16 protein-coding genes, 1 tRNA gene and 1 pseudogene are annotated in these 15081 nt (G+C 61.6%); 10 read left to right on the top strand and 8 right to left on the bottom strand.

What is annotated here, in order from left to right; all coding sequences use genetic code 11:
• Positions 1-29: 29 nt before the first annotated feature.
• The 3 genes from ACFOJ9_RS14135 to ACFOJ9_RS14125 are packed head-to-tail and all read right to left on the bottom strand — an operon-like array spanning position 30 to position 2003.
• Positions 30-797: an alpha/beta fold hydrolase gene (locus ACFOJ9_RS14135; RefSeq protein ID WP_378979419.1), complete on the bottom strand. Its 768-nt coding sequence runs from the start codon at positions 795-797 to the stop codon at positions 30-32.
• Between the two features lie 20 nt (positions 798-817).
• A complete protein-coding gene (locus ACFOJ9_RS14130; RefSeq protein WP_378979418.1) occupies positions 818-1381 on the bottom strand; it encodes a DUF192 domain-containing protein in 564 nt (187 codons plus the stop codon).
• A gap of 25 nt (positions 1382-1406) precedes the next feature.
• Positions 1407-2003 (bottom strand): cold-shock protein, encoded by a 597-nt coding sequence (locus tag ACFOJ9_RS14125; protein WP_378979417.1) that lies wholly within the window; start codon positions 2001-2003, stop codon positions 1407-1409.
• A gap of 218 nt (positions 2004-2221) precedes the next feature.
• On the opposite strand from ACFOJ9_RS14125, the gene ACFOJ9_RS14120 reads away from it, so the two are divergent.
• On the top strand, positions 2222-2662 hold the full coding sequence (locus ACFOJ9_RS14120; protein WP_109671723.1) for a VOC family protein: 441 nt from the start codon (positions 2222-2224) through the stop codon (positions 2660-2662).
• A gap of 113 nt (positions 2663-2775) precedes the next feature.
• Positions 2776-3069, top strand: a complete 294-nt coding sequence (locus tag ACFOJ9_RS14115) for a DUF2218 domain-containing protein (protein ID WP_378979416.1) — start codon at positions 2776-2778, stop codon at positions 3067-3069.
• 5 nt (positions 3070-3074) lie between these two features.
• On the opposite strand, the gene ACFOJ9_RS14110 is transcribed toward ACFOJ9_RS14115, so the two are convergent.
• Positions 3075-3635, bottom strand: coding sequence for a DUF1697 domain-containing protein (locus ACFOJ9_RS14110; RefSeq protein ID WP_378979415.1), 561 nt, complete (start codon positions 3633-3635; stop codon positions 3075-3077).
• The gene (ilvA, locus tag ACFOJ9_RS14105) at positions 3632-4888 is read right to left on the bottom strand and encodes a threonine ammonia-lyase IlvA (protein WP_378979414.1); all 1257 of its coding nucleotides are present in this window, start codon (positions 4886-4888) and stop codon (positions 3632-3634) included. Before ilvA ends, ACFOJ9_RS14110 begins: the two co-directional genes overlap by 4 nt.
• Positions 4889-5058: 170 nt before the next feature.
• On the opposite strand from ilvA, the gene ACFOJ9_RS14100 reads away from it, so the two are divergent.
• From ACFOJ9_RS14100 to ACFOJ9_RS14090, 3 genes are all read left to right on the top strand, one after another.
• Entirely contained in the window at positions 5059-6462 is a 1404-nt protein-coding gene (locus ACFOJ9_RS14100; RefSeq protein WP_378979413.1) for an aminopeptidase P family N-terminal domain-containing protein, read from the top strand.
• A gap of 101 nt (positions 6463-6563) precedes the next feature.
• A complete protein-coding gene (locus ACFOJ9_RS14095; protein ID WP_378979412.1) occupies positions 6564-7637 on the top strand; it encodes an alpha/beta hydrolase in 1074 nt (357 codons plus the stop codon).
• A gap of 143 nt (positions 7638-7780) precedes the next feature.
• Entirely contained in the window at positions 7781-8944 is a 1164-nt protein-coding gene (locus ACFOJ9_RS14090) for an alpha/beta hydrolase (protein WP_378979411.1), read from the top strand.
• Positions 8945-9202: 258 nt separating this feature from the next.
• Here the strand turns inward: ACFOJ9_RS14090 and ade are convergent, their stop codons facing one another.
• Positions 9203-11020 carry an adenine deaminase gene (ade, locus tag ACFOJ9_RS14085; protein WP_378979410.1) on the bottom strand — a complete coding sequence of 606 codons (1818 nt, stop codon included), beginning with the start codon at positions 11018-11020 and terminating at the stop codon, positions 9203-9205.
• Positions 11021-11217: 197 nt separating this feature from the next.
• On the opposite strand from ade, the gene ACFOJ9_RS14080 reads away from it, so the two are divergent.
• The 5 genes from ACFOJ9_RS14080 to ACFOJ9_RS14060 all read left to right on the top strand — a co-directional run bounded on the left by ACFOJ9_RS14080 (position 11218) and on the right by ACFOJ9_RS14060 (position 13931).
• On the top strand, positions 11218-11883 hold the full coding sequence (locus ACFOJ9_RS14080) for an outer membrane protein (RefSeq protein ID WP_378979409.1): 666 nt from the start codon (positions 11218-11220) through the stop codon (positions 11881-11883).
• Between the two features lie 273 nt (positions 11884-12156).
• Positions 12157-12241: transfer RNA gene (locus ACFOJ9_RS14075), tRNA-Leu, on the top strand.
• A 108-nt stretch (positions 12242-12349) separates the two neighbouring features.
• On the top strand, positions 12350-12727 hold the full coding sequence (locus tag ACFOJ9_RS14070) for a type II toxin-antitoxin system RelE/ParE family toxin (protein ID WP_378979408.1): 378 nt from the start codon (positions 12350-12352) through the stop codon (positions 12725-12727).
• Between the two features lie 15 nt (positions 12728-12742).
• The gene (locus tag ACFOJ9_RS14065; RefSeq protein ID WP_378979407.1) at positions 12743-13066 is read left to right on the top strand and encodes a helix-turn-helix domain-containing protein; all 324 of its coding nucleotides are present in this window, start codon (positions 12743-12745) and stop codon (positions 13064-13066) included.
• 91 nt (positions 13067-13157) lie between these two features.
• On the top strand, positions 13158-13931 hold the full coding sequence (locus ACFOJ9_RS14060; RefSeq protein WP_378979406.1) for a restriction endonuclease: 774 nt from the start codon (positions 13158-13160) through the stop codon (positions 13929-13931).
• On the opposite strand, the pseudogene ACFOJ9_RS14055 reads toward ACFOJ9_RS14060, so the two are convergent.
• A pseudogene (locus tag ACFOJ9_RS14055) lies at positions 13929-14360 on the bottom strand (IS630 family transposase); the annotation flags it as partial. The gene ACFOJ9_RS14060 and the pseudogene ACFOJ9_RS14055 overlap by 3 nt on opposite strands.
• 7 nt (positions 14361-14367) lie before the next feature.
• Positions 14368-14760, bottom strand: a complete 393-nt coding sequence (locus tag ACFOJ9_RS14050; RefSeq protein ID WP_378979405.1) for a helix-turn-helix domain-containing protein — start codon at positions 14758-14760, stop codon at positions 14368-14370.
• Positions 14761-15081: the final 321 nt, after the last annotated feature.

Raw genomic sequence — 15081 nt, 5'->3', positions numbered from 1 at the left:
CACTGTTGCCCGCCCCCCTCGCCGTCCGCTCAGAGCGGATTTTCGGCATAGAACTCCAGCACGCGCTGCTTGAAGGTCTTGTCCCCAACGGCCAGCATATGGTCACGGCCCTCGATGTGAAAGGCCCTGGCGTTCGGCATCAACGCCGCAAGTTCATCGGGCGAGCTGCCAATGTCGTCCGTCGTGCCGACGGCGACCAGCGTCGGCTGGGCAATGCGGGCAATGTCCTGCTCGCTCAGCAATTCCCGCGATTTGGCGATACAAGCGGCCAAGGCACGGCGATCGCTGCGGGTCTGGTCGGCGAAGGCGCGAAACGACCGGCCGCGCGGATGGCTGGTCGCGGCCGGATCGTCGGCAAGCAGGGCGGCTGCAATGGGATCCCAATCGCCGACGCCATCGATCATGCCGATGCCAAGGCCGCCGAAGACCAGCGTCGCTACCTTGTCCGGATCGGACAGTGCCATGAACGCCGCGATTCGGGCGCCCATCGAATAGCCCATGACATGGGCACGCCCGATGCCGAGATGGCCGAGCAAGGCGGCGGCATCCCCAGCCATCTTGACCGGCGTATAGTCGGCCTCCTCATAGCTCTTGGACGACGAGCCGTGGCCGCGATTGTCGAAGGCAATGGCGCGGTAGCCGGCATCGTTCAGCGTCTTGAACCAGCCGGGCGATACCCAGTTGACATAATGGCTCGAGGCAAAGCCGTGGATCATGAGCACCGGATCGCCCTCGCCCGATGCCGGCTGGCGGTCGAGGAAGGCAAGGTCGAAGCCGTCATGGGTGAAAAACTGCATCTGCGATCCCGCCCCCGTGCTCAACCACCACCGCCATTGGGCGCATCGCCATTGTCGGCTGGCGGCATGCCGGGGCCGGATGCGGTGCCCACGGCCGGATGGCGCAAAAGGTCGCCATACTCGATGCCGTTCCTGGCGGCAGTGCCAGCCTTGAGTTCGAGCACGAAACGCACCGGTACACCGGGCGAAATAACGGCGTCGGATTGCGGCTCGCCATGCTTGACCGCCCGGATCTTGCCGTCCTGGCCGACAAAGACCAGATCGAGCGGCATCGGCGTGTTGTGCATCCAGAAGCCAACCTGCTGCTGGACCTCGAAGACGAACAGCATGCCATGGTTGTCCGCCATGTCCTGGCGATACATCAAGCCGGCCTCGCGCTCAGCGGCGGTGTCGGCGACTTCAATGGAAAAGGAGCGATCGCCGCCTTTCGTCACCACGACCAACGGCGCCGGATCGGCCGGAAGGATCATCGCCCGGCTGTCCGCCGAGGTCGGCTTTTCGGAATAGAAATAACCACCGGCAGCAGCGACGACGGCGATTGCGACGCACATCACGCCCGCAGTCAGCCAGTTCCTGTAAGCCATTCGAGATCCTCGGCCGGAAATCGTCCTAGTGCGAGACCGGCAAGGTCCCCATATCGGGGTGAATTTCGGCGGCCATAAGGCCTTTGTCACCGCGTCCGAAACGAACCAGCACGACCTGCCCGGGCCGAAGCTCGGTGATGCCGTAACGGCGCAAGGTCTCCATGTGGACGAAGATGTCCTCGGTGCCCTCGCCGCGGGTGAGAAAACCAAACCCCTTTGTGCGGTTGAACCATTTCACCAAGGCGCGTTCGAGGCCGCTCTCCGGGGTCACCGCGATATGGGTACGCTGCTCCTGCATCTCGGCCGGATGGACTGCGGTGGTGAGATCCATGGAGAGCACCCGAAAGGCCTGCAATCCGCGGTCGCCATGCTTGACGAGACAGACCACGCGCGCGCCCTCCAGGGCCGTCTGAAAGCCGTCCTTTCGAAGACATGTCACATGGAGGAGGATATCGCCCGAGATGCCGTCATCCGGGAGGATGAAACCATAGCCCTTGGCCACATCGAACCACTTGATGGCGCCGGCTACCTCGAGCAGATCAGAGGCGTCGCCGCCTTCGTCACGCTGCAAGGCGTCGCCAAGGGTTCCGTCCCGCCCCGTCAAAGAGGCCTTTTCCCCCATAAGAATGCCCCCTTGTTTCAAGAACACCGCAACTGATTCTTGACACCAGATTAACACCGCGGCTTCCGGTGTGTGCAAGACCTGCCGTGCCTTTTTTCACGGTTCATTTGGGGGAATACCGGATTTGTTCTTTGCCGGCATTGCGCAGTGCCGCATGATTGCCCTTTGACAGGGCCGACCCTATGTTGCACCGCAACGCAATTTATCGAGGAAATCACATGCGCTATCTGCACACCATGGTCCGCGTCGCCGACGTCGATGCCTCGCTTGATTTCTACTGCAACAAGCTCGGCCTCAAGGAGGTGCGCCGCTACGAAAACGAGCAAGGCCGCTTCACGCTGATCTTCCTCGCTGCCTCCGAAGACGAGCAAAGCGGCATCGCCGACAAGGCGCCGCTGGTCGAACTGACCTACAATTGGGATCCGGAAGACTACAAGGGCGGGCGCAATTTCGGCCACCTCGCCTATGAGGTCGACGACATCTACGCCACCTGCCAGCATCTGATGGACAATGGCGTCATCATCAACCGGCCGCCGCGCGACGGCAACATGGCCTTCATCAGGTCGCCGGACGGTATTTCGATCGAGCTTCTGCAGAAAGGCCCGGCCAAGGCCAAGGCCGAACCATGGGCTTCGATGGCAAACACCGGAAGCTGGTAGTCAATCACGCTATCTTGAGCGGATAATGCTCGGCTGACAGGCTTGGCACCGTTTGGTTTTTCCGGAACGGTGCCTATCTGTCCGGCTAAACAGGCGCTTGCCCAGGAGAGTTCATGCCGACCAGCCATGCCGATGTCGCCACCGAACATGCCAGCCGCTATCTGCAGCAGCTGTGCAAACACTGGGCGCACAAATTCCCCGTCGAATTCGATCCCACCCATGGCACCATCGATCTCTCAATGGGCCGCACAATTCTGGACGCAGACGCGAATGCGCTACATATCGCGGTGACGACTGACGAGGGCGGATCGCTCGAGCGCCTGGAAAGCGTCGTCGCCGATCACATCAAGCGCTTTGCTTTCCGCGAAGAACTGACTTTCGACTGGAAGCCCGTTCCGGCAACGTAAGTACCCTATTTCCCACCGGCCTGAGCGGCCATCTCCAGCAGCGCCAGCACCGAGCGCCAGTTGCGCGCGGTGCCCGGCACTTTCAGCGTGCGCGGGATGAGCCCGGCAAACACCGATTTGCCCAGCCCGTCCGGCGCGCTGAGGTAGAGCACATCGCCCTTGATCTCGAAGCGTTCGGGGCCGGTGCACTTTTCGGCCAGCCGCGCCGCCTCATCGGCGGTCGGTTCGCGTTCCAGCACATAGGCGTGCAGCTTCGTGTGGTCCGCGGCAACTTCCGGATAGGGATTTTCGCTTACCAACCGCTCGAACCATGAGAGATCGCGCACCATGATGCGCGAATGGAAACCCCATTTCTTCTCGAAGGCTGCTTCGAGCTGCTTCGTCAGCGTCACCGCGTCGCCCTTCTTCGCCCGGAACACGGCATTGCCGCTCTGCACATAGGTGGCGACATCGGAAAAGCCGAGATCCTCGAAGAACGACCGCAGCTCCGCCATCTTGACGATGCGGTTGCCGCCGACATTGATTCCGGAAAACAGCGCGACGAAGATTTTTACGGCACCGCTCATATGATGAACCCGGCCAATGTCTCGTTGTCGGTGATGTCCTGATACTGGACGCCCTCGGCCTCGAAATTCGCCTTGAGCAAATCGAAATTGCGGCGGTCCTTGGTTTCGATGCCGATCAGCACCGAACCGAAATTGCGTGCCGATTTTTTCAGATATTCGAAACGGGCGATGTCGTCGTCGGGCCCGAGCAGTTCGAGGAAGTCGCGCAGCGCGCCTGGCCGCTGCGGGAAGCGAATGATGAAGTATTTCTTCAGCCCCTCGAAGCGCAGCGCCCGTTCCTTGACGTCCGGCAGCCGCTCGAAATCGAAATTGCCGCCCGAAACCACGGCAACGATGGTCTTGCCCCTGATCTCCTTCTTCGAAAAATCCTTGAGCGCATCGATCGCCAGCGCGCCGGCCGGCTCCAGCACGACGCCCTCGACATTGAGCATCTCGATCATGGTGGCGCAGAGCCGGTTTTCCGGGATCAGCCGCACCGTGTCGGCTGGAAAATCCCTGAGATGCCGCAACGGCTCGCGGCCGATCTCGGCCACCGCCGCGCCGTCGACGAAATTGTCGACCTTGGCGAGCTTGAGCCGTTTTCCCGCGGCGAGGCTCTCGCGCAGGCTTGGCGCACCCGCCGGCTCGCAGAAGACGAAGCGCGCTTCCCGGCCCTGATCGGCGAAATAATGGGTGACGCCGGCGGCAAGCCCGCCGCCGCCAACCGGCAGCATGATGATGTCGGGCATGCGGGCGCCTGGCATCTGGTCCGCGATCTCATAGGCGACGGTCGCCTGCCCCTCGATGATGTCCTTGTGGTCGAAGGGCGGCACCATATGAGCACCGGAACTCTCGGTGAATTCGAAGGCGGCGCGGTAGCAGTCGTCGAAGAAATCGCCGACCAGCCTGATCTCGATGAAATCGCCGCCGAACAGCCTGGTCTTGTCGATCTTCTGCTGCGGCGTCGTCACCGGCATGAATACAACGCCTCGTCTGCCGAAATGGCGGCAGACGAAAGCAAAGCCTTGCGCATGGTTGCCGGCGGAAGCGCAGACGAACAATTCGGCCTCGTTGCCGGCAGCGAGCGTCTTGCGGAAGAAATTGAAGGCGCCGCGAATCTTGTAGGAACGCACCGGCGACAAGTCCTCACGCTTGAGCAGCACCCGAGCACCGGTCTTTTTCGACAGATAGTCGTTTTCCTGCAGCGGCGTTTCCGGGAATATCTGGCGGATCGCGGCGGCAGCGGCAGCGACGCGGGAAGAAAAACTGTTCATTGGAAAACCACCTCGCGCCGATTGTCGCCTGCGGGCCTCTATCATTGATCGGACCGCGCAGCGGTCCCGCCTATTGCATATCCGGCCCCGCGACGCCATTGTCCGGCCATTCATGCCCTTCCGCAACGGGCATTCGCAGAATCCTTGCAAGCACTTGGAGGCGTTTGTTCATGCCTGTGGCATCGGTTGGCCTGAAATCCATGTCCTTGCCGGAATTCGGCGAGCCGACGATCATGCCGCTCGTTGCGCGCACCACCCACGAAAAGCGCATCGAGGCGCTCATGGCAGCGGGCGCCAGGGCCGGCCTCGATGCCTTCGCCGTCTATGGCGACCGCGAACACGCAGCCAATGTCGCCTACCTCTCAGGCTATGATCCGCGCTTCGAGGAAACGCTGCTGGTCATCGTTCCCGGCAGGCAGCCATGGCTTCTCGTCGGCAATGAGGGCTGGGGCTATGCCGAACTCTGCGACGGGCCGTACGAACGCGTCCTCTACCAGACCTTCTCACTGCCGGCGCAGCCGCGCGACCGCTCGGACGCGCTTTCCGACATCCTTGCCGATTGCGGCCTGAAACCCGGCCAGAGGATCGGCGCCATCGGCTGGAAGCCGTTTGGCGCCGGCGATGCAGGGTTCAACGAAACGACGCTCGACCTGCCGTCCTTCATCGCCGACACGCTGCGCACGCTGGTTGGCGACAAGGGCGCGGTTGTGAATGCCGCCAATCTGCTGATGAACCCCACTGACGGCTTGCGCGCCATCAACGAAGCCGACCAGCTGGCCGCCTTCGAGTTCGCCGCGACCTTCACCTCGCAGGGGCTGCGCAATGTCCTGCAAGGCATCGAGCCCGGCATGACCGAACTGCAGGCGGCCCGGCTGATGGGCATGAACGGCTTGCCGCATGGCTGTCACCCGATGCTGTCGGCGGGAAAGCGCGCAGCCTATGGCCTGCCGAGCCCTCGCCTCGATGTCATCAAGCGCGGCGACCCGATTACCATGGCCTATGGCATCCAGGGTGCGCTCAATGCGCGTGCCGGCTTCCTCGCCGAGGATACATCCGAACTTGCCCCTGGCATCCGCGACTATGTCGAAAGACTGGTCGCACCCTATTTTGCCGCCGTCGTCGACTGGTACGAAGCGATCGGCATCGGCACCACCGGCGGCACGCTGTGGAAGGCGGTGCATGATCGCATAGGCGACCCGTTCTTTGGCGTCTCACTCAATCCCGGCCATCTCGTCCACATCGACGAGTGGATGCATTCTCCGGTGTTTTCCGGCTCCGACATCGAGCTGAGATCGGGCATGGCGCTGCAGGTCGACATCATTCCAGCGACCGGCAGCGACTACTTCACCACCAACATCGAGGACGGCATCGCGCTTGCCGACGAGAGGTTGCGCGAGGAGATCGCGGCGCGCTATCCCGAGGCTTGGAGCCGCATAGAGGCGCGGCGCGGCTTCATGAAGGATGTGCTCGGCATCCGCCTCAAGCCGGAGGTGCTGCCCTTCTCCAACATTCCGGCGTTTCTCCCGCCATTTTGGCTTTCGCGCAACACTGCGATGGCTGTAATCGGGCGCTGATCACATTTCGACTGGACACGACTTAGTTCTGCCGCACTCTCCCTGTCCGGGAGGTGTCGCGGGGGTAGACAGGCCTTTCGGCCGGAGTTGGAATTTCAGGCGTGCCTTTGAAGAAGATCTTTACCGTTGTCCTAGCCTTGTTCGTCGCCGGCTGCGCCGGCTCGCAAACACAGGAACTGCTGGGTAGCACCATGGTGTCCGCTCCGGTGACGGAGATCGCCGGCAACCACAGCATCTTCATCGCCACGACGCGCAAGAAATCCGACGATCCCAACAAGGTTTTCGATGGCGAACGCTCGGCGACGCTGAACTACGCCCGCGTCAACGTCACCGTTCCGGGGCTCCACAAGACCGGCCAGATCGAGCGGCGCTCGCGCGGCAGGTCGGACGACCCGGCGAAATATTTCATGGCTTCCGAAGTCGTCGGCTACGACACACAGCCGAAATTCTCCAGCGCGCTCAACGCCGACATCGCGGCGCGTGGCGGCCGCGTCATGGTCTTCGTGCATGGCTACAACACCGGCTTCGACGCCGCCGTCTATCGCCTGACCCAGATCGTCCATGATTCCGGCTATCCCGGCACGCCTGTGCTGTTTTCCTGGGCATCGGGCGCCAGGACCACCGACTATGTCTATGACAAGGAAAGCGCCAGTGCTGCCCGCGACCAGCTGGAAGTGACGCTCAGGATGCTGGAGCAGTCGGGCGCGCGGCGCATCGACATCGTCGCGCATTCGCTCGGAACCTGGGTCACCATGGAAACGCTGCGCCAGATGGCCATCACCGGCGACCGCGATCTCGGCGGCAAGCTCGGCGACGTGGTGCTGGCCTCGCCCGACATCGATGTCGACGTGTTCAAGAGCCAGATGCGGCGCTACGGCAAGCCCGACAAGCCGTTCATCCTGCTGTTGTCCGACGACGATCGGGCGCTAAGGCTCTCCGGCCTGATCGCCGGCTCACGGCCGCGCGTCGGCGACTACAAGGATGCCGCCGATCTTGCCTCCTACGGCGTGACGGTCGTCGACCTCTCCAAGGTCAAGGGGAGCGACAGCTTCAACCATACGAAATTCGCCGACAATCCGGCGCTGGTGAAGATGATCGGCCAGCGACTGCGCGAGGATGACGGCTTTGCCAGCGACCGTGACGTGACAGACCGCATCAGCCTGCTTGGGCAATAGATGCGGTCCCGCGGTTTTCGCCGTGCCTGTTCACCATTGCGGACGTATCGATTCACTTTGAACTGGACCGCGCCGGTCTCTGGCTTTATCGGAATAGCCAGCGACGTCATGCGTTTGACGTCCCCCTTTGCGGGAGCCGGCGTGTGACCGTGCGTTCGAAGAGTTACCTCGTCGTTGCTTTCGCGCTCGCCGTCACCGGCTGCGCCGGCGGGAACACGCATGACCTGCTCAACAGGACGACGGTCTCGGTGCCCGCGTCCGACATTGCGGCCACGCATGAGATCTTCGTCGCCACGACCCGCCAGAAGGCAACCAAGGAACCGCGACAGGTGTTCGACGGCGATCGCTCGCTGACCACCAGCTTTGCCCGTGTCGACGTCACCGTTCCGAAAAGCCATCAGGTCGGCGCCATCGAACGGGTCAAGGGATCCGCAAACAGCAATCCGGCCAAGGATTTCACCGCCAAGGACGTGACCTTCTACGAAGGCGCGCCGCAATTCGCCAAGGCGGTCGGCGCCGACATCGCCATGCGCGGCGATCGTGCGCTGGTTTTCGTGCACGGTTTCAACAACGGCTTCGATGACGGCATCTACCGGCTGACGCAGATCGCCCACGACACGAAATATCCCGGCACGCCGGTGCTGTTCTCATGGGCTTCGAGCGGCAAGACCACGGGCTACATCTACGACAAGGAAAGCGCCAACGCGGCGCGCGACGACCTCGAAGCGACGCTCAGGATGCTGGCCAAAACGAAGGTCAAGAGCATCGACATCATCGCCCATTCGATGGGAACCTGGGTGACCATGGAGGCGCTGCGCCAGCTTGCCATCACCGGCGATCGCGATCTCGGCGGCAAGCTCGGCTATGTCATCCTGGCCTCGCCCGACATCGACGTTGACGTCTTCAAGAAGCAGATGATCCGCTACGGCAAACCCGACAAGCCGTTCGCCATCCTGCTCTCGGCGGATGACCGGGCTCTCAAGCTCTCCTCGCTGATCTCGGGCGACAAGCCGCGCGTCGGCGACTACGGCAACGCGGCCGACCTCGCCAGCTACGGCGTGTCGGTGGTCGATCTTTCCCAGGCCAAGGGCGGCGACCGCCTCAACCACGCCAAATTCGCCGACAACCCGATGCTGGTGCAACTGCTCGGCGACCGGTTGCGGGCGCCGGCGGGCCTCGCCTCGGACGAACCCGACCCGACACAGCTCAACAATCTCGGCCAGGGCCTCGGCAAGGCGGTCGGCTCGGTCGCCGAGATCGTCATCACCACGCCGTTCAAGGTTCTGACCATCGCCACCGGCGGGTGAAGGATTTTATCTCATGCCGTACTCGATGTGGATATTTGGCGGAACTGGCGTTGCGATTCTGGTTTATTTCAATCCTTTTGATAAGAATACGCAGCGGTGGCGAAAAATAGAAAATAGAAACGATTTGTGCGCTTACATTGCCCTCCATGGATCTATTGTCGTCGGAATTGTGGGGTCTTTCGTTGAAAATTATCTCTTCTAATTCCGCTTACGGAAACCCATTCAGAGCTACGGCGGGCTCGCATAATCCGAGAAAGTTTATACGAACAGATCGACTTTCTGGAACGTCGTCACGTCGATCAGGCCGACATCGGAAATCCTGAGTTCAGGGATGACGACCAGCGCCAGCAGTGAGTGCTGCATGTAGGCGTTGTTCAGCGAACAGCCCATCTTGCGCATCGCCTCGGTCAGTTTCTCGGCCTTGGCCGCGACGATTTCGGCCCGCTCGTCCGACATCAGGCCTGCGATCGGCATTTCGACCAGCGCCAGTTCCTTGCCCTTGGAGAACAGCACGACGCCGCCGCCGACCTCGCCCAGACGGTTTACGGCCAGCGCCATGTCCTGCTTGTTGGTGCCGACGCAGATGATGTGATGGGCGTCATGCGCGACGCTGGACGCCATGGCGCAGTCGCCCATATAGCCGAAGCCGGAGACGAAGGCGTTGGTGACGCCGCCCGTGCCCCTATGGCGCTCGACCAGCGCGATCTGGCAGATGTCGTTGCGGCGATCCATGGCGACCAGTCCGTCCTCGACCGGCAGATCGGCCTCCAGCGCGCGCGTCGGCGCCTGGTTCTCGATGACGCCGATGACGCGCACCCTGACTTCATTGGCGCCCTTGGGGGCGGCGATGTCGAAGTCGCCAGCCTTGAGCTTCTTGCCGAGCTTGACGGTGTTCTTCGCCGTGCGGGGATAGTCATAGGCCGGAATGTCGATTTCGAGCTTGCCGCCCTTGGCCAGCCTGACGCCCCGCGCGTAGACCTCGTCGATGGTCATCGCGGCGAGATCCGAGACGATCAGCAGGTCGGCCAGCCGCCCCGGTGCAATCGAGCCGATCTCGCGCTCCAGTTTGAAATGCTGGGCGGTGTTCAGCGTTGCCATCTGGATCGCGGTCACCGGCTTCAACCCCTGTTGGATGGCGTGGCGCACCACGCGGTCCATATGGCCTTCCTGGACCAGCGTGCCGGAATGGCTGTCGTCGGTGCACAGGATGAAGTTGCGCGGATCGATGCCGCTTTCCGTCACCGCCTTGATCTGTAAGGCGACATCGTACCAGGCCGAGCCCAGCCGCAGCATCGCCTTCATGCCCTGGCGCACCCGGGCGATGGCGTCCTCGGCGCGCGTGCCCTCATGATCGTCCTCGGGGCCACCGGCGACATAGCCATGGAACGGCAGACCGAGATCGCGCGAGGCGTAGTGACCGCCGACCGTTTTTCCCGCTTTCACCGTCGCGGCAATCTCGCCCGACATCACCGGATCATTGGCGACGACGCCGGGAAAGTTCATCACCTCGCCCAGGCCGATAATGTTCTCCCAGGTCATCGCTTCCGCCACATCGGCGACCGTCAGCTCGGCGCCGGCATGTTCGAGCCCCGGCGCTGAAGGCACGCAGGACGGCATCTGCACATGAACGTTGATGGGCATGGCGACGGCCTCGTCATGCATCAGCCGCACGCCGGGCAGGCCGAGCACATTGGCGATCTCGTGCGGGTCGATGAACATCGAAGTGGTGCCGTGCGGAATGACCGCCCGGCAGAACTCAGTCACCGTCACCATGCCGCTTTCGACATGCATGTGCGCGTCGCAGAGGCCGGGCACCAGATAACGCCCGCCGGCGTCGACCACCTTGGTGCCCTGGCCGATGGCATGGCTGGCGTTCGGCCCGCAATAGGCGAAGCGCCCGCCGGCAATGGCGATGTCGGTGCCGGCGATGATCTCGCCCGAATGGACATTCACCCAGCGGCCGTTGCGGACGACGAGATCGGCCGGTTTGCGCCCCATGGCGACATCGACCAGATGTGTCGCCATCTCGGTCCACGGTTTGGGTTTTGTCGCATGCGCCGATGGCTTCTTTGCCATGAAAGACTCCTGTTTGCCCGACTGTGCCAAGCCAGCGGGGTTTTGACCAGCGCGGAACGGTCTCTGTGGCTGTTGATCGCCGGATTACGCCGCCTTCACCACAAACCGGCAACAGTCAGAAATAGGATTCCGTTTTGCGGCAAATCGGGTTACCTTCCCCGCAAGGACCTTTCTGAACCGCCATTTCGGGGAGTTCGATGCGTCGATTGATGGTCGCAAGTGCCGGTTTTCTTGCCGCTCTGGCCGTGCCGGCTTTTGCAGCCGACCCGGCCATCGAGGTACCGATGACCGCACCCGGCTTCGACTGGACGGGCTACTACGCCGGTCTGCAGGCCGGCTATGGCTGGGGCCAATCCGATATATCAGGGACGGAAGGCGCGCCGTTTTCGATCACGCCCGACATTGACGGCGGTTTCATCGGCGGCCATGTCGCCGGCCTGTGGCAGTTCGACCAAGCGGTGCTCGGCGCCGAGGCAGAGCTCAACTATTCCTGGATCGACGGCACGACGGAATCGGGCCTGGGAAGCACATTCGGCACCGACATCAAGTGGTTCGGGTCGGTCAACGCCAAGGCCGGCTATGCCGTGGATCGCCTGCTGGTCTACGGCGTTGGCGGCGTCGCCTTTGCCGGCATCGAAACATCGCAAGTCGCGGGTCCGGCGTTCGCCAGCACGCGCACAAATGTCGGCTGGACCGTGGGTGCCGGCGTCGACTACGCGCTGACCGACAAGTTCGTCGTCGGCGCGCAGTATCGCTACTATGATTTCGGCTCCGAGCACTATGACGCGCCGGAACCCTTTAACGACCGCGATCAGAACGTGAAGCTGAACACGGTCGGCATCAATTTGAGCTACAAGTTCTGAGCTGCGCCACAATCGCAACGCTGCCGACCAAGGCCACCGCTCTTCGTGGGAGCGTCGGCCGACGCTCCCAGTGGGCGGGGGGATTGGGTTGGGCCTGAGAGGCGCCGGCCTTGGCGGATGAAATCCGCCGTACAGACATCGTACCACTGCCCGCGGCGCCGGTAATTCCGTGATCGCGCCAGTATCACCAAGCCGCCTGGTCTGTTGCGCGTTCGGCCAGGCTCAAGAACACGACTTGACGGCCTGTGTCTGGCGTCTGAAAAGGGCTGGCCTGCGGACGTGGCGGAATTGGTAGACGCAAGGGACTTAAAATCCCTCAGCTACGGCTATCCGGGTTCGATTCCCGGCGTCCGCACCATATGCAATGGATTGCGCAGGGCGATCACTTGGATGTGGTCATGATCGCATTCGGTATGGCACCACTCAGCGTTTGCCAGATTATACCCGAACAGGTATATTGCCTCTGATGAGTCCGGCCCCATATCTTTACGGCGAAAAGCCGCTTCACTGGGTGGGGTCGTCCAAGCGGGACTTCCTCGCTTTTCCTGATCCGGTGAAAAGCGACATGGGGTATGCGCTCGGGCTGGCTCAGCTGGGCGGCAAGCATCCGCACGCCAAGCCATGGAAGGGCGAAGGTGCTGGGGTATTCGAGGTGGTGGAAAGCCACGACGGCGACACCTACCGGGCGGTGTACACCGTGCGCTTCGAGGGTGTGGTCTATGTGCTTCATGCCTTCCAGAAGAAAAGCCCGTCCGGCAAGCGCACCGCCACGACCGATGTCGACCTTATCGGTGAGCGGTTGAAGCGGGCACGGGAAGACCACGAAGCAAGACAGGGCCGGTGAACGCAGGAGACGGATATGACGATCGATATGGAACACGGGACGGGTAACGTCTTCGCTGATCTTGGGCTACCCGATGCTATCGGCCGGCAGACCAAGACGCGCCTTGCTCTCGCCCTCAACGAGATCGTCAAGGCGCGCAAACTGCGTCAGGTCGCGACAGCGAAGTTACTCGGCATTCCACAATCCAAAGTGTCGGCGCTGGTAAATTATCGTCTAGACGGATTTTCCGTCGAACGACTCATGGGTTTTCTCACGCTGCTCAATCGCGACGTTGAAATCGTCATCCGCCCTAGCCGTGATGATCGGGAGGGGCACGTTTCCGTGCACGCCTTGCGATGAGTGTCAGAATCCTCGCAGCTCGCGGCAGTCACGCGGCCCTAGCGTTGCAGGATCGCATTAGCAGTCGGACTTTGGGATAGTGGGGACACCAATGGCGCGCTTATCTCGTCTAGTTCAGAGAATCCACTTTGAGGACTTTGGCGGAGTTGAGTTCGAACGACTGGTCTTTGCCTACCATGTTCGCGCAGGATGGACCGACGTCGCCTGGTACGGACAGACAGGAAGCGACAATGGCCGTGATATCGTCGGAAACGAACCGCTGGCCGACGGGACCTTTCGCGAGGCAGTGATCCAGTGTGTCAACCGTGACGCCCTCTCACAAGCCAAGGCCGAACAGGACATGGACGGCGCGGTCGCTGCATCGCTGTCAAAACCCGCTTTCAAATTCGTGGTTCGAGGAAAGGTATCTGCGACGCGACGAGATGCGGTGCTTGCAGCGGCTAAGCTGCGTAGTATCACGCACATGACGATTTGGGCGGGTGTTGAGTTTGAGGAAAACCTTCACCTTATTGCGCCGGACCTGTTGCGCCGCTTCTGCGACGGTGAGTCCTTTCCTGACGAAGGTGCTGATCTAAGACGTTTCGCTGATGATTTTATCGGTCTGAGTGACGACGACGCGCTTGCTCAAATGGCAGCGGTGTTTGACCGCCCGGCTTTCCGCACCCCGTTTCAGCAAGAGAGTTCTATCCCCGCGTTTCACCACGCCATTGAGGATACGCTCGCCGCACAAAGCGTGTCGCGATTAATTGGCCTCATATCCGGCCGCTTTGAAGAAGTTTCTGCATTCGGTTGGCTCGAACAGATGGCAGATATCGCCGAGAGCCTCGCTGAGTGCATCGAAGGTTCTGGCCGCCTTCTTTCGTAACCGCGCCTTGAGTTTTGAGTAAGCCATCTCGATCGGGTTGAGGTCGGGCGAGTATGGCGGCAGGAACAGCAGCCATGCGCCCCTTTGGCGAACCAGTTGTGCGGCGCGCTCGTTCTTGTGGAAGGCGACATTGTCGAGAATGACGACATCGCCGGGCGACAGTTCTGGAGCGAGTTGGGTTTCGACGTAGCGTTCGAAGATGGCGGCGTTCATCGGCGCGTTGACGATCCATGGCGCGACAAGACCGTGGCAGCGCAGGCCGGCAATGAAGGTCTGCGTCTGCCATTTGCCGAATGGCGCATGCGTTCTGAAGCGCTCGCCCTTCGGCGCCCAGCCGGTGCGTTTGGTCAGCTTGGTGTTGGTCGACGTCTCATCGATGAAGATCAGCCGCGCCAAAGCCTTGTTGAAGAAGCGCTTTCGCCGCCCCATCCACAGTTCACGCGCCTGGCGCACGTCGGCTCGCTGCTGCTCGCTGGCCAGTAGAGTTTTTTTTATGACTGAGCCCCAGGCGATTGAGCAGACGACCGACATTGGAGCGGTGCACGCTCACCCCACGCACCTCCAGTTCGACGCAAAGCTCATCCAGCGTCAGCTCACCGGTCTCGGCCAACCGCAAGCGGACAAACTCGGCATGCCGCTCAAGCTTCCCGCCTCCCACATGGCCCTGCCGGCGCGCTTCAAGCGAACCGGTCTGCCGGCGCAGTTTGATCAGATTGTTCACAAAGCGAGGCGAAACGCGGAAATGGCGCGCAGCCTCGCGGTGACCATGGCCCTCATCGACATACGTAACAACACGCCTACGCAACTCAAGCGGCAGCGGTTTGCCCATCGCGGTATCCTTTCAACCGCAATGAATCACGAACTCTAATCAAGGGGAATCCTGAATCCCTTAAAACGCGACACGCTTTAAATACCGGCGTGTGGCGAACAAGAGACGGCGATGAAATTCGCCGAATTCCTTCCTGGCATCATTTGCGTGACGCTCGAAAAAAGGCTCAGGTCTCACAAGCCGTCCATCTCGTCGACAAGTTGCGTCGCGTATTCGTTTCAGGTCTTCGCGATGGCAGCATCCGACCATGCGCCTGCGGGAACCCCGAGTGTCCTGTGTTTATGTTGGACCGGTCGGCTTCGGACCAGTTGGATCTCGTAA

It is taken from the genome of Mesorhizobium cantuariense (assembly GCF_042647205.1).
Classification (GTDB): Bacteria; Pseudomonadota; Alphaproteobacteria; order Rhizobiales; family Rhizobiaceae; genus Mesorhizobium; species Mesorhizobium cantuariense.
Note: the sequence above shows the minus strand (reverse complement) of the source record. Positions and strands in the feature narration are given on the sequence as shown.

Bases quoted from the DNA above. Each gene is read 5' to 3' on its own strand.
- ACFOJ9_RS14135 (WP_378979419.1), bottom strand. From the start codon at position 797: ATGCAGTTTTTCACCCATGACGGCTTCGACCTTGCCTTCCTCGACCGC.
- ACFOJ9_RS14060 (WP_378979406.1), top strand. From the start codon at position 13,158: ATGGCGCGCTTATCTCGTCTAGTTCAGAGAATCCACTTTGAGGACTTT.
- ACFOJ9_RS14080 (WP_378979409.1), top strand. From the start codon at position 11,218: ATGCGTCGATTGATGGTCGCAAGTGCCGGTTTTCTTGCCGCTCTGGCC.
- ACFOJ9_RS14120 (WP_109671723.1), top strand. From the start codon at position 2,222: ATGCGCTATCTGCACACCATGGTCCGCGTCGCCGACGTCGATGCCTCG.
- ACFOJ9_RS14050 (WP_378979405.1), bottom strand. From the start codon at position 14,760: ATGGGCAAACCGCTGCCGCTTGAGTTGCGTAGGCGTGTTGTTACGTAT.
- ilvA (WP_378979414.1), bottom strand. From the start codon at position 4,888: ATGAACAGTTTTTCTTCCCGCGTCGCTGCCGCTGCCGCCGCGATCCGC.
- ACFOJ9_RS14100 (WP_378979413.1), top strand. From the start codon at position 5,059: ATGCCTGTGGCATCGGTTGGCCTGAAATCCATGTCCTTGCCGGAATTC.
- ACFOJ9_RS14110 (WP_378979415.1), bottom strand. From the start codon at position 3,635: ATGAGCGGTGCCGTAAAAATCTTCGTCGCGCTGTTTTCCGGAATCAAT.
- ACFOJ9_RS14065 (WP_378979407.1), top strand. From the start codon at position 12,743: ATGACGATCGATATGGAACACGGGACGGGTAACGTCTTCGCTGATCTT.
- ACFOJ9_RS14115 (WP_378979416.1), top strand. From the start codon at position 2,776: ATGCCGACCAGCCATGCCGATGTCGCCACCGAACATGCCAGCCGCTAT.
- ACFOJ9_RS14070 (WP_378979408.1), top strand. From the start codon at position 12,350: ATGAGTCCGGCCCCATATCTTTACGGCGAAAAGCCGCTTCACTGGGTG.
- ACFOJ9_RS14130 (WP_378979418.1), bottom strand. From the start codon at position 1,381: ATGGCTTACAGGAACTGGCTGACTGCGGGCGTGATGTGCGTCGCAATC.
- ade (WP_378979410.1), bottom strand. From the start codon at position 11,020: ATGGCAAAGAAGCCATCGGCGCATGCGACAAAACCCAAACCGTGGACC.
- ACFOJ9_RS14125 (WP_378979417.1), bottom strand. From the start codon at position 2,003: ATGGGGGAAAAGGCCTCTTTGACGGGGCGGGACGGAACCCTTGGCGAC.